Origin of the sequence: Streptomyces sp. NPDC021080 (assembly GCF_044333225.1) — a bacterium.
In the GTDB taxonomy this organism is placed as follows: Bacteria; Actinomycetota; Actinomycetes; order Streptomycetales; family Streptomycetaceae; genus Streptomyces.
This window is the reverse complement of record NZ_JBIRQM010000009.1, coordinates 244,703-257,242: the sequence shown is the minus strand read 5'-3', so window position 1 is coordinate 257,242 and position 12,540 is coordinate 244,703. Positions and strand designations below refer to the sequence as shown.

Genomic DNA, 12,540 nt, shown 5'->3' with positions numbered 1-12,540 from the left:
GGCCTCCTACGCCGCGACGAGATACGAGAAGACGGATTCGAGCGACTCGTCGGACGGCGACACCGTCAGCAGCCGGATGCCGTGGTCGCGCGCGACCTTCGGCAGCAGTGCGGTGAACCGGCCGAAGTCGACGGCCTGGATGCGCAACGCGCCCTCGGCGAGGTCGACTTCGATGCCGGAGGTCGACGGGTCGGCGATGAGGGCCGCGGCCAGCGCACGGTCGTCGCTGGAGCGGACCAGATAGCGGTGCGGGCGGTCGGTCATCAGCCGGCGGATGCGGCGGAAGTCGCCGCTGGCCGCGTGGCGTCCGGCGACGATCACCTCGATGTGGGCGGCGAGTTGCTCCACCTCTTCGAGGATGTGGGACGAGAACAGCACGGTGCGGCCCTCGTCGCCCATGCGGCGCAGCAGGTCCATGAGCTGCATGCGCTGGCGCGGGTCCATGCCGTTGAACGGCTCGTCGAGCAGCAGCAGTGAGGGGTCGTGGACCAGCGCGGACGCCATCTTCACGCGCTGGCGCATGCCTTTGGAGTACGTGGAGATCTTGCGGTCCTGGGCGTACTCCATCTCGACGGTGGCCAGCGCGCGGTCGGCCGCCTTCGGGCCGAGGCCGTGCAGTTCGGCGTTGGCGAGGACGAATTCGCGTCCGGTGAGGAAGTCGTACATCGCCTCGCGTTCGGGGACGATGCCGATGTGCCGGTAGATGTCCTCGTTGCGCCAGGTCGGCTTGCCGTCGAGGGTGACGGTGCCGGTGGAGGGGGCGAGGAAGCCGCCCATCATGTTGATGAGGGTGGATTTTCCGGCGCCGTTCGGGCCGAGGAGTCCGGTGACGCCGGGGCCGATCGTCATGGTGATGTCGTTGACGGCCACCACGTTGCCGAACCAGCGCGAGACGTGGTCGATGGTGAGCGTGGTCACAGCCCGGCCTTTCGGTAGCGGCGCATCAGGAGGCCGTAGCAGCCCGCGATGAGACCGAGGACGACGGCGAGATAGACGAGGCCCTGTGCGGACGAGGGGCCCACCTCGCCGGGAAAGGCGGAGGAGGCGCCGAGGAAGGCCGTCTGGACTCCGTCGATGAGGGTGATGGGCGAGAAGAGTCCGAGCCAGGGGACGGCTCCGCTGCTGGACCGCTCGAAGGCGATGGCCTGGACGGTGGAGACGGCTCCGTAGGAGATGGTCAGGGCGGCGATGACGGCCGCGATGCCGAAGCCGCGGCGCGGGGTGATCGCCGAGATGACCAGGGCGATGCCGGCGAAGAGCAGGGACAGCAGGGCCACGGAGGCCAGTCCCTGTCCGAAGCCCTTGGACTGGTCGGCGAAGTCGAGCTTGGCGAGCAGTGCGCCCACGTAGAGGACGACGAGGGGGGCGGCCGTGAGGATGAACAGGGCCGAGGCCAGGGCCGCGTACTTGGCGCGCACGTAGTCGGCGGTCTCGATGGGGCGTGAGAAGTACAGGGGCACGGTCTTGAAGCGCAGGTCGCGGGAGACGGCCTGGGGGCCCTGTGAGGCGACGTAGAGGCCGATGACGGCCTGCATGATCACGGCGTAGCGCGTGTAGTCGACGGGCAGGTCCTTGGCCTTGGTGGCGACCGCGACGGCCACCATGATCAGTGCGGGGACGCACATGACCACGAAGAGCAGCATCGGCAGGATCTTGGACTTGACCGAGCGGCCGAGTCCGTAGGCGCCGCGCAGGGACTGCGAGTACAGGGAGCGGCGGGCGTAGGCGCGGCCGAGGCGCGGGCCGTCGTAGGTGCGGTAGCCGATGTTGTGGATACGGGTCTGCTCACCCGGCTGGGTGAGGGGGTGCTCAACTGCCATGGCCGACCGCCTCCTTCCGCTGTTCGTCGCTGTCGGTGAAGACCTCGGCGATGTGGTGTCTGCGCTGTTCCATGCGGACCAGTCCGAGGCCGAGGTCGGCGACGACGTCGCGGACGAGGTCGTAGGTGTCCTCGCTCTCGGTGGTGAGCAGCAGGATGTGTCCGGCGCCGGGCAGTCCGCCGCCGTCGTCGTGGGTCTCGATCCCGCGCGCGTGGAGCACCTTGCGCACCGCACCCGTGCCGTCCGGGTGTTCGTCGCTGTCGGTGACCTCGACGGCGAGGGTGGTGGTGGTCTTGGTGAAGTCCGTGGTGGAGCTGGAGCGCAGCAGTTTGCCGCCGTCGACGACCACGACGTGGTCGCAGGTGCGTTCCAGTTCGCCGAGGAGGTGCGAGGTGACCAGGACCGAGATGCCGAAGTCCGTGTGGATGCGGCGGATGAGTCCGAGCATGTCGTCGCGGCCGACCGGGTCGAGGCCGTTGGTCGGTTCGTCCAGGAAGACCAGCTGGGGGTCGTGGACGAGGGCCTGCGCGAGTTTGACGCGCTGCTTCATGCCGGTCGAGTAGCCGCCGATGGGTCGGTAGCGCTCCTCGTAGAGACCGACGTGGCGCAGGGTGTCCGCGGTGCGTTCGCGGGCGGCGGCGGGCGGCAGTCCGGACATGCGGGCCATGTGGACGACGAACTCGGTGGCCGAGACGTCGGGCGGCAGGCAGTCGTGCTCGGGCATGTATCCGACCCGCTCGCGGATGGCCGCGCCCTCGGTGGCGACGTCGAGGCCGAGCACGTGTGCGCGGCCCTCGGTGGCGGGGGACAGACCCAGCAGGATCTTGATCAGTGTGGACTTGCCGGCTCCATTGGCTCCGACGAGTCCGGTCACACCGGGCCCGACGTCCACGGAGAGCCGGTCAAGCGCGGTCACCCGGGGGTACCGCTTGCTCAGGCTTTCGGTCGCGATCACAGTCACGTTTCGACGGTAGTGGCGCGCGCCACAGCGGTCGTCAGCCCACGGAGGTGGATCGGCGTCAGCCTCCAGGCGTACGGGCCCGTAGGGGTCACCCTCAGGTACGGCACGGTGTGTGCCGGACCGGGTCCGTCCTGCCGGTTGTCCACAGGCTCGCCACGGGCCTATTGACGCAGCCTCTAACAACTGTCACATTCGCCGGTGTCACGTTACGGACACGTACCGCAGTCGGTACGGACAGGTGGGGCGGTGGCATGACGGCGATGACGGCAGGCGGACTCTCGGCGGAGCTGCGGGGGTTCAAGGAGGTGCAGCGGCTCGCGTACGCGTGCGCGGAGGCGGTCGCGGCGCAGTTGAAGCCGGGCGTCACGGAGCGGGAGGCGGCGCGCATGCAGCGGGTGTGGCTGCGTGAGCGCGGGGTGCGGGACTGGTTCCATCTGCCGTTCGCCTGGTTCGGTGACCGCACGGCCTTCGCCGGCTTCCGCATCCCGTTGCAGTTCTTCCCCACGGACCGCCGGCTGGAGCCGGGGATGCCCTTCATCCTCGACATGGCGCCGGTGCACCGGGGCTTCACGGCGGACGTCGGCTATTCGGGTTCGCTGGGGCCGAATCCCGTGCAGGACAGGCTGCTGGCCGATCTGGAGGCGCACCGCGAGCTGATCCTGCGCGAGGTGCGCGAGCGGCGGCCGCTGCGGGAGATCTACGAGGGCGTGGACCGGCTGATGGTCCGGCAGGGCTGTGCCAACCGGCACCGCGCGTATCCGTTCGGCGTGATCGCGCACAAGGTGGACCGGGTGCGGGAGCGGCCCTGGTCCCCGCGTCTGTTCGGGTTCGGTGTCCGGGCACTGAAGGGGCTGGCGAGCGACGCGCTGCACGGGCACCGGGAGGGATGGTCCCCGCTGTGGTCGCCGTACGCCTTCTCCGACCACCCGCCCCGGCCGGGGCTGTGGGCGGTCGAACCGCATCTCGGTTTCCGGGGTACGGGCGCGAAGTTCGAGGAGCTCCTGGTCGTCACGGACTCCCGGGACCCCGAGCAGAGCGCGTTCTGGCTCGACGACGATCTGCCGCATGTGCGGCGCTGGGCGGAGGACAAGTGACTCTCGTGGGGGCGCGCGAGCGCCGGGTGCGGACGGGCGGGATCGAGCTGTGTGTCGCCGAGCTGGGTGACGACAGGCAGCCGACCGTGGTGCTCGTCCACGGCTATCCGGACTCCAAGGAGGTGTGGTCCGAGGTCGCCGTGCGGCTCGCCGACCGCTTCCATGTCGTGCTGTACGACGTGCGGGGACACGGCCGGTCGACGGCGCCGCGGCCCCTGCGCGGCGGGTTCACGCTGGAGAAGCTGACCGACGACTTCCTGGCGGTGATCGACGCGGTCAGCCCCGGCGAGCCGGTGCATCTCGTGGGTCATGACTGGGGTTCGGTGCAGTCGTGGGAGTTCGTCACGGTCGCCCGCACCGAGGGCCGGATCGCGTCGTTCACGTCGATGTCGGGTCCGTCGCTGGACCACTTCGGCCACTGGATCAAACGGCGGATGCGTCGGCCCACCCCGCGAAGGATCGGCCAGCTCCTCGGCCAGGGCGCCAAGTCCTGGTACGTGTACATGCTGCACACGCCGGTGCTGCCCGAGCTGGCCTGGCGCGGTCCCCTGGGCAGGCGGTGGCCGAAGATCCTGCAGCGGCTGGAGAAGGTGCCCGCGGGCGACTATCCGACCCCGTCGCTTCCCTCCGACGCGGCGCACGGCGCGTGGCTCTACCGCGACAACGTGCGGTCCCGGCTCGGCCGCCCCCGTAAGGACGCGTACGCGCACGCGCCCGTGCAGCTGATCACTCCCCTGGGCGACGCCTTCCTCTCCGAGCGGCTCTACGACGAACTGGAGACGTGGGCCCCCGACGCGGTGCGCCGCACGCTCCCGGCCAAGCACTGGATACCGCGGACCAGGCCCGACCAACTGGCCTCCTGGATATCCGAGTTCGTGACGGTCCACGAGGGCCGCGAGGCCGGGGTGCCCGCGCCCGAACCGGTGGCCACCGGCAGGTACGCGGACCGGTTCGGCGGGCAGCTCGTGCTGGTCACCGGTGCCGGCAGCGGCATCGGGCGGGCCACCACGTTCGCTTTCGCCGAGGCCGGCGCGCGGGTGGTGGCCGTCGACCGGGACGCCGAGGCGGCGGCCCGTACGGCGGAGCTGTCCCGGCTGATCGGCTCGCCCGCGGCCTGGGCGGAGACGGCCGACGTCAGCGACGAGCAGGCCATGGAGAAGCTCGCCGACAGGGTCGCCGCCGCGTACGGCGTGGTGGACGTGCTGGTGAACAACGCCGGTATCGGCCTCTCCGGCTCCTTCTTCGACACGACGGCGGAGGACTGGAGGAAGGTCCTCGACGTCAATCTGTGGGGTGTGATCCACGGCTGCCGGCTCTTCGGCAGGCAGATGGCCGAGCGCGGGCAGGGCGGTCACATCGTCAACATCGCGTCGGCGGCGGCGTACCTGCCCTCGAAGGCGCTGCCCGCCTACAGCACCTCCAAGGCGGCCGTCCTGATGCTGAGCGAGTGTCTGCGCGCGGAGCTGGCCGGGCAGGGCATCGGTGTCTCGGCGGTCTGCCCCGGCATCGTCAACACGAACATCACCTCGACCGCGCGCTTCGCCGGGGTCGACGCGGCCGAGGAGAAGCGGCGCCGGAGAAAGTCGGCGCGTCTCTACGGCCTGCGCAACTATCCGCCGGAGAAGGTGGCCGACGCGATCCTGCGCGCGGTCGCCCGTGACGAGGCGGTGGTGCCGGTCACCCCGGAGGCGCGCGGCGCCCGCCTCCTGCACCGTTTCGCGCCGAGGACGCTGCGCGCGATCGCCCGTATGGAGCCACCCTTGTGAGGGAGCGATGAGCGAGGAGCCGAACGGTGCCGCGTACCGGATCGAGGACCTGGCGCACCGCAGTGGCGCCACGGTCCGGACGATCCGCGCCTATCAGGACCGGGGGCTGCTGCCCCGTCCCGAGCGGCGAGGGCGCGCCAATGTGTACGCGGACGCCCACCTGGCACGGCTGCGGCAGATCGCCGATCTCCTGGACCGCGGCTACACGCTGGCCTCGATCAAGGAGCTCCTGGAAGCCTGGGACGCGGGCCGGGGCCTGGGCGGGATACTCGGCCTGGTCGCGGAGGTCGACGGGCCGTGGACCGACGAGGAGGCGGCCCGGATCTCCCGGGCGGAGCTGGTGGAGCGGTTCGGCGGCCGTGCGGACGACGCGGCGGTCGCGGAGGCCGTGGGGCTGGGCGTGCTGGTGCCCGTCCCGGGGGACGAGGACACCTTCCTCGTCCCGAGTCCTCAAGAGCTGTCCGCGGCGGTCGAGTTGTACGACGCGGGGGTTCCTCTGTCCGCGATCGCCCGTCATCTGCGGGAGTTGAGGGTTCAGGTCGAGCACATCGCCTCCCGTTTCCTGGAGTTCACCACGGAGCATGTCTTCGCGCGCTATCTGGAGGAGCGGCGCCCGCCGAGCGACGCGGAAGCGGCCGAGGCGGCTTCGCTCGTACGGCGGCTGCGCCCTCTCGCGCAGCAGACGGTGGATGCCGAACTGGCCCGCGCCATGCGTCATTTCGCGACTCGTCACTTGAGCCGGCAGCTGGCGGCGGGACCGGTCCCGGTGGAGCCGGAAAGCGCGCGTCCGGTGAAGGTGGCCGCCGGGACAATGCGGGCCGTGGAGCGTCTGGTCGGCGCGGAGCACGTGTCGGAGTTCGTCACGGCGGCCACCGAACGTGAGCTGCAGGCGCGCACGTTGGACAGACTGGCGGCAAAACGCCCTCATGGCACGATCGTTGACGAAGTACCCTAAAAGGAAACCCGGTTGTCCACAGACTCGCCAATTCGCCTGTGGATAAAGCCACTTGGCTGTGGATCAAACCTTCAGGACAAAATCACATGCGTGATCCGCCTCTCACCAGGCACGCTGGGAGGATGAAGGAACACGCCGACGAACGCGCGCACGAGCGGACACGTGACCGAACACGGGGCCGAGCGCATGAGCACACGGATGATCGGACGGAAAGACCGTCCGCTGAGCAGATGGACGAGAAACGCACCGTGAAGGTGTCGAAGTACCTCTCGAAGCATCTGCGGCACCAGCCCGAACGGATCGGACTCACGCTCGGCGAGGGCGGCTGGGTCGAGATCGACGCGCTGATCTCGGCCGCCACCGCGCACAACTTCCGGCTCACCCGGGACGAGCTCGATCATGTGGTGGCCACCAACGACAAGCGGCGCTTCGCCGTCGAGGGAACCCGGATCCGGGCCAGCCAGGGCCACTCCGTCGAGATCGACCTCGGACTGCCCCCGGCGATCCCGCCGGCGTACCTCTACCACGGGACCGTCGCCCGCAGCCTGGACCCGATCCGCGCCGAGGGCCTGAAGCCCATGAACCGGCACGATGTGCACCTCTCGGCGGACCGGGAGACGGCCACCCGCGTCGGCGCCCGGCGCGGCCGCCCGGTCGTCCTCTCGGTGGACGCCGCCGCCATGCACCGTGACGGCCATGTCTTCCGGGTCAGCGCCAACGGCGTATGGCTGGCGGAGGCCGTACCCCCGCGCTACCTGCGGTTTCCCGGGCCGCACTGACCCGGGACACCGGGCCCCCACCGGTGGCGTGCCCCCGACCGCACCGGTCGCGGGTGCCGGGCCATGAGGCGTCCGCCTCCCGGATCCGTCTACGCTCGACGCATGAGTCTGCGTCTGAGCACCGTGATCCTGCCGTACGTCCGCTGGCACGAGGGCGGGCGTTCCGCATGGCAGCGCGCGGAGCAGCTCGGCTTCCACACCGCCTTCACCTACGACCATCTCTCCTGGCGGACCTTCCGCGACGGCCCCTGGTTCGGGGCCGTGCCGACCCTGACCGCGGCGGCCGCCGTCACCGACCGGCTGCGCCTCGGCACGCTCGTGACCTCGCCGAACTTCCGGCACCCGGTGACCCTCGCCAAGGATCTGATCTCCCTCGACGACATCTCGAACGGCCGGGTCACGCTGGGCATCGGCGCCGGCGGCACCGGCTTCGACGCCACCGCGCTCGGCCAGGACCCGTGGACCCCGCGTGAGCGCGCCGACCGCTTCGGTGAGTTCGTCCCGCTGCTCGACCGGCTCCTCACCGAGGACTCCGTCTCCTACGGCGGCAATTTCTACTCGGCGCACGAGGCGCGGAACATCCCTGGCTGTGTCCAGCGCCCCCGGCTGCCGTTCGCCGTGGCCGCCACCGGCCCGCGCGGACTGAAACTCGCCGCCCGTCACGGCCAGGCCTGGGTGACGACCGGTGACCCGAAGCTGTACGAGACGGGCACCCCCGAGCAGTCGGTTCAGGCCATTCGCGGACAGGTCGCCAAGCTCGCCGACGCGTGCGCCGAGATCGGCAGGGACGTGGCGGAGATCGACAAGATCCTGCTCACCGGCTTCACCCCCGACCGGGGCCGCCCCCTGGAGTCCCTCGACGCGTTCGTCGACTTCGCGGGCCGGCACACCGAACTGGGCTTCACCGACATCGTGATCCACTGGCCGATCCCCGACTCGGACTTCGCCGCCGACGCGAAGGTCTTCGAGCGGATCGCCATGGAAGCGGTGGCCCAGCTGCGCTGAACCGTGCCCCGGGATCCGGCGGGGCGGGACGGCAGGGGTGAGACGAGGCGGTAACCACTCAAGTGTGCACACCGCCGCACGGCCGTGCGCATATATGCGGGAGAATGAGCCCGTGACCTCAGCGACTCGCCGGCCCGAGACTCCGGCCTCCACCGTCCCGCCCCGGCTGATCGCCACGGACCTCGACGGCACTTTGTTGCGCGACGACAAATCGGTGTCCGACCGCACGATCGCCGCCCTCGCCGCCGCCGAACAGGCCGGCATCGAGGTCTTCTTCGTCACCGGCCGCCCGGCCCGCTGGATGGACGTCGTCAGCGACCACGTCCACGGGCACGGCCTGGCCATCTGCGGCAACGGCGCCGCCGTGGTCGACCTGCACGGCGGCCCCGGCGCCCACCGCTTCGTCAAGATCCGCGAACTGACGCCCGCCACCGCCCTGGACGTCATCGGGATCCTGCGGTCCGCCGCGCCCGGCACGGTGTGCGCCGTCGAGCGGACGTACGGCCTCCATCTCGAACCGGGTTACCCCCTCATGCACATGGAGCCCCCGGAGATCGTCCTGCCCGCCGAGAAGCTCCTCGCGAAGGACGCGCTGGACGCCGATCAGCCGGTGCTGAAGGTGCTCGCCTACCACCCGGAGATGGACCCGGACGAGTTCCTCGCCGTCGCCCGCCCGGCCATCGGCGACCGGGCCAACGTGACCCGGTCGAGCCCCAGTGCCCTGCTGGAGATCAGCGGCCCCGGCATCTCCAAGGCCAGCACCCTCGCGCTGTGCTGCGCCGAGCGCGGGATCGCACCCGAGGAGGTCGTCGCCTTCGGCGACATGCCGAACGACGTCGAGATGCTCACCTGGGCCGGCCGGTCGTACGCGATGGGCAACGCCCACCCCGCCGTGATCGCCGCCGCCTCCGGGCGCACGGTCGCGAACAACGAGGACGGCGTGGCGGTCGTGATCGAGCAGATCCTGGCGGACCGCCCGTAGCGCCGCGACAGCACGGCTCCGGGCCCTCCGGCGGGTGCCGCCGGAGGGCCCGGGGGTGCCGTTCGGATCGGTCCGGGTCCGCGGCGCCCGGCCCGGCCTGATCCGAACCGGCCTGATCCGAACCGGCCTGATCCGAACCGGTCCGAACCGATCCGGACGACACCCCCTAGACGACGACCCCGTGCTCCGCCAGCCACGGCACCGGGTCGATCGCCGATCCCATCTCCGGCGTGACCCGCACCTCGAAGTGCAGATGCGGGCCGGTCGAGTTGCCGCTCGTGCCCGACTGCCCGATCCACTCCCCGGTCGAGACCTGTTGCCCCTGGTCCACGGCGACGGCCGCGAGATGCGCGTACTGCGTGTAGTAGCCGCCGGGGTGCTCGACGACGACCTCGATGCCGAAGGCGCCGCCGCAGGACACCTTCACCACCCGGCCCGCTCCGGCCGCCCGCACCGGGGTGCCGATGGGTACCGCGAAGTCCTGCCCCGTGTGCCGGTGCGCCCAGTGCTCGCCCCCGCTGCCGAAGCCCGCGGAGAGTTCGTACGTCTCCACCGGCGCGACCCACGCGCTCGTGAAGTTCACCGGCGGCTGGTCGAGCCGAACCGCCCCGCGGCAGGAACCGGCCGCCACGGACGCGTCCGCCCGGCTCTGCAGCGCCGACCGCGCCTCGTCGAGTTTCGCCTCGATCGTCCGCTTGATCGCGGCGAGTTCCCCGCTGCGCTTCTCCAGCGCCTGCCACTCGGACCGGGCCTTCGCCTCGTCCACGGCGAGCCGGCCCTCGGCACGCCTGCTCTTCGTGACGGCACGGGCGACGGCCAGATCGGCCCGCCGCACGGCGTGCTGACCGCGCATCAGACCGTCGGGATCCTTCGCGAACAGGATCTGCGCGGTGTACGGCAGCCCGCCGCCCTGCCGGTACTGGGCCCGCGCGATACGGCCGAGGTCCTCGTGCAGGACCGTGATCTCCTGGCGCTCCTGCACGAGAGCGCGCTCGGCCCGCTCCGCCCGGCCGCGCTGCGCGTCGGCGTCCTGCCGCCCCGCCTCGTACTGTCCCGTCGCCACGGAGGCGTCCTCGTACAGGCGCTCCACCTGGGCGCTGATGTCGAGGTCCGCGCCGTCCCCGTCGCCGTCGGCCACCGCGGGCCGGGCCGCGAGGACCACGAGCGCGGACAACAGGGCCGGTACGAGGAGGGGATGGCGGCGAGATGAGCGCATGACAGCGATCGTGGCCCGTGCCTTCGGGCCCGGCCCGTTCAAGGCGTACACCTGGGGGACAGGACGTCACGAATGGCCCAGCGCCGCGACCGGGCGGCTCCCGCAACGGCGGCCGCCGCGGACAGGACGGCCGCACAGCACGCGAACAGGCCGCTCCCTCAAGGGGATTCAGTACGGCACCTGCCACACCACCGTCGTACCGCCGCCGTCCGCACCGATCCCGGGCCCGTACCAACTCGCTCCGCCCAGCGACTCGGCGCGCCGGGCGAGGTTCTTCAGGCCGCTGCGCCGGCCGCCCTCGGGGATGCCCACGCCGTCGTCGGCGACGGCGAGGCGCACACCCGGCCGCCCGTCGGGCAGAAGGGCGTCCGCGTCGACGGTGACCTCGATCCGGGAGGCCCTCGCGTGCCGGAAGGCGTTGGAGAGGGCTTCCCGCAGCGCGGCGATGAGGTTCTTGGCGGTGAGTTCGCCGACGAGCGTGTCGAGGGGCCCGTCGAAGCGGTGCCCGGGGTGGAAACCGAGCGGGACGGCGGCCATGTTGATCTCGCGCAGGACGCGGGTGCGCAGCCCGGACGGCGTCTCGGCGGGGCCCTGCCGGAGCGCGAAGATCGCGGTGCGGATCTCCTGGATGGTGATGTCGAGTTCGTCGACCGCCTTGCCGACGCCGCGCCGCACCTCGGGCACGTTCGACCGGCGCTGCGCGCTCTCCAGCGTCATCCCGGTGGTGAACAGCCGCTGGATGACCAGGTCGTGCAGGTCGCGGGCGATCCGGTCGCGGTCCTCGTACACCGCGAGCCGTTCCCGGTCGCGCTGGGTCTCGGCCATGATCAGCGCCAGGGCGGCCTGCGAGGCGAACTGCGTGGCGACGGTCCGCTCGGTCGCGGTGAACTGCCGTCCGTCGCGGGACCGCGGGGTGAGGAGGGCGCCGAGGACCCGGCCGTCGCTCTGCAGGGGAAGCATCATGACGGGCCCGTAGGCGTGGGTGAGGTCCGTCCGCATGCGCGGGTCGGCGGACGCGTCCGCCAGGAACACCGGGTTCCCGTCGCGGAGTTCGGCGACCAGCTCGCTCTCGGGCGGAACGACCACGCCGAGTGCCTTCGACGGCTGGTCCGAGGCCACCGCGACGACCTCCAGGCCGCCCTCCTCGGTGGGCAGCAGCACGATCCCGGCGGCGGATCCCGACAGGCGGCGGGCCTGTTCGGCAACGATCTGCAGCGCGTCCTCGGCGTCGCCGCCCGCGAGCAGCGCGGTGGTGACGGCCACCGAGCCGTCGATCCAGCGCTCGCGCTGCTTCGCCGCCTCGTACAGACGGGCATGGCCGATGGCGATTCCGGCCTCCGTGGCCAGCACCCTGACCATGTCGAGATCGTCGTCGTCGAAGGTGCCGCCGCCGCGCTTCTCCGTGAGGTACAGGTTTCCGAAGATCTCCCCCTGCACCCGGATCGGCACTCCGAGGAAGCTGCGCATCGGCGGGTGGCCGGCCGGGAACCCGCAGGAGCGCGGGTCGTCGGTCAGATTCGCCAGGCGCACCGGATCGGGGTCGCGGATGAGCGCGCCCAGCAGCCCCTGGTGGCCGTCGGGCCTCCGTCCGATCCTGCGGGCGGTCTCCTCGTCGACGCCGCACTGGACGAAGTCCGCGAGCCCCTCACCGCTCTCGTCCACGACCCCGATGGCCGCGTACCGCGCGTCCGCGAGTTCGGCCGCCGTCTCGCAGATCCGGTCCAGTTTGGAGTGCAGTTCCAGCCCCGATCCGACCGACCGCACGGCCTCCAGCAGCCGCGGGACCCGTGTGGCCTCGCCGGTCGGCCCTCCGGGAGCGCGGGCCGCCGGGGCCGCCGCGCCCGTGCCGTCGCCCGGGACGGGAAAGCCCCTCGCCGCTGACATGCCTTGAGCCTAACGAGTCCCCTTTGCGGGGAAAAGTCGGGCCTGGGGAGCGATCCGACCGTGCGGCCGTGCGGCCGG

11 protein-coding genes are annotated in these 12,540 nt (G+C 71.4%); 6 read left to right on the top strand and 5 right to left on the bottom strand.

What is annotated here, in order from left to right; genetic code table 11:
- Positions 1-6: 6 nt before the first annotated feature.
- The 3 genes from ACH4S8_RS23695 to ACH4S8_RS23685 are packed head-to-tail and all read right to left on the bottom strand — an operon-like array spanning position 7 to position 2,775.
- A complete protein-coding gene (locus ACH4S8_RS23695) occupies positions 7-918 on the bottom strand; it encodes an ABC transporter ATP-binding protein (RefSeq protein ID WP_398397124.1) in 912 nt (303 codons plus the stop codon).
- On the bottom strand, positions 915-1,820 hold the full coding sequence (locus tag ACH4S8_RS23690) for an ABC transporter permease (protein ID WP_398397122.1): 906 nt from the start codon (positions 1,818-1,820) through the stop codon (positions 915-917). Before ACH4S8_RS23690 ends, ACH4S8_RS23695 begins: the two co-directional genes overlap by 4 nt.
- Complete coding sequence (locus ACH4S8_RS23685) at positions 1,810-2,775, bottom strand: ABC transporter ATP-binding protein (protein ID WP_398397368.1); 966 nt, start codon at positions 2,773-2,775, stop codon at positions 1,810-1,812. The genes ACH4S8_RS23690 and ACH4S8_RS23685 overlap by 11 nt, the downstream gene beginning before the upstream one ends.
- A 257-nt stretch (positions 2,776-3,032) precedes the next feature.
- Between ACH4S8_RS23685 and ACH4S8_RS23680 the strand changes: the two genes are divergently transcribed.
- The 6 genes from ACH4S8_RS23680 to ACH4S8_RS23655 all read left to right on the top strand — a co-directional run bounded on the left by ACH4S8_RS23680 (position 3,033) and on the right by ACH4S8_RS23655 (position 9,362).
- Entirely contained in the window at positions 3,033-3,875 is an 843-nt protein-coding gene (locus ACH4S8_RS23680; RefSeq protein WP_398397120.1) for a M24 family metallopeptidase, read from the top strand.
- The gene (locus ACH4S8_RS23675; RefSeq protein WP_398397118.1) at positions 3,872-5,641 is read left to right on the top strand and encodes an SDR family oxidoreductase; all 1,770 of its coding nucleotides are present in this window, start codon (positions 3,872-3,874) and stop codon (positions 5,639-5,641) included. The genes ACH4S8_RS23680 and ACH4S8_RS23675 overlap by 4 nt, the downstream gene beginning before the upstream one ends.
- 7 nt (positions 5,642-5,648) lie before the next feature.
- Positions 5,649-6,596 (top strand): MerR family transcriptional regulator, encoded by a 948-nt coding sequence (locus ACH4S8_RS23670; protein WP_398397116.1) that lies wholly within the window; start codon positions 5,649-5,651, stop codon positions 6,594-6,596.
- 230 nt (positions 6,597-6,826) lie between these two features.
- On the top strand, positions 6,827-7,375 hold the full coding sequence (locus tag ACH4S8_RS23665) for an RNA 2'-phosphotransferase (protein WP_398397114.1): 549 nt from the start codon (positions 6,827-6,829) through the stop codon (positions 7,373-7,375).
- A gap of 102 nt (positions 7,376-7,477) precedes the next feature.
- Positions 7,478-8,380 carry an LLM class flavin-dependent oxidoreductase gene (locus ACH4S8_RS23660; protein WP_398397112.1) on the top strand — a complete coding sequence of 301 codons (903 nt, stop codon included), beginning with the start codon at positions 7,478-7,480 and terminating at the stop codon, positions 8,378-8,380.
- Between the two features lie 94 nt (positions 8,381-8,474).
- Positions 8,475-9,362 (top strand): Cof-type HAD-IIB family hydrolase, encoded by an 888-nt coding sequence (locus ACH4S8_RS23655; protein ID WP_398397110.1) that lies wholly within the window; start codon positions 8,475-8,477, stop codon positions 9,360-9,362.
- A gap of 166 nt (positions 9,363-9,528) precedes the next feature.
- Here ACH4S8_RS23655 and ACH4S8_RS23650 read toward each other — a convergent pair whose 3' ends face one another.
- On the bottom strand, positions 9,529-10,578 hold the full coding sequence (locus ACH4S8_RS23650; protein WP_398397108.1) for a peptidoglycan DD-metalloendopeptidase family protein: 1,050 nt from the start codon (positions 10,576-10,578) through the stop codon (positions 9,529-9,531).
- 168 nt (positions 10,579-10,746) lie between these two features.
- Positions 10,747-12,462 (bottom strand): GAF domain-containing sensor histidine kinase, encoded by a 1,716-nt coding sequence (locus tag ACH4S8_RS23645; protein ID WP_398397106.1) that lies wholly within the window; start codon positions 12,460-12,462, stop codon positions 10,747-10,749.
- Between the last annotated feature and the right edge of the window lie 78 nt (positions 12,463-12,540).

What these genes read in the sequence shown, in the direction of transcription:
- ACH4S8_RS23690 (WP_398397122.1), bottom strand. Translation starts at nt 1,820, where the DNA reads ATGGCAGTTGAGCACCCCCTCACCCAGCCGGGTGAGCAGACCCGTATC.
- ACH4S8_RS23680 (WP_398397120.1), top strand. Translation starts at nt 3,033, where the DNA reads ATGACGGCGATGACGGCAGGCGGACTCTCGGCGGAGCTGCGGGGGTTC.
- ACH4S8_RS23670 (WP_398397116.1), top strand. Translation starts at nt 5,649, where the DNA reads ATGAGCGAGGAGCCGAACGGTGCCGCGTACCGGATCGAGGACCTGGCG.
- ACH4S8_RS23665 (WP_398397114.1), top strand. Translation starts at nt 6,827, where the DNA reads ATGGACGAGAAACGCACCGTGAAGGTGTCGAAGTACCTCTCGAAGCAT.
- ACH4S8_RS23660 (WP_398397112.1), top strand. Translation starts at nt 7,478, where the DNA reads ATGAGTCTGCGTCTGAGCACCGTGATCCTGCCGTACGTCCGCTGGCAC.
- ACH4S8_RS23655 (WP_398397110.1), top strand. Translation starts at nt 8,475, where the DNA reads ATGCGGGAGAATGAGCCCGTGACCTCAGCGACTCGCCGGCCCGAGACT.
- ACH4S8_RS23650 (WP_398397108.1), bottom strand. Translation starts at nt 10,578, where the DNA reads ATGCGCTCATCTCGCCGCCATCCCCTCCTCGTACCGGCCCTGTTGTCC.
- ACH4S8_RS23645 (WP_398397106.1), bottom strand. Translation starts at nt 12,462, where the DNA reads ATGTCAGCGGCGAGGGGCTTTCCCGTCCCGGGCGACGGCACGGGCGCG.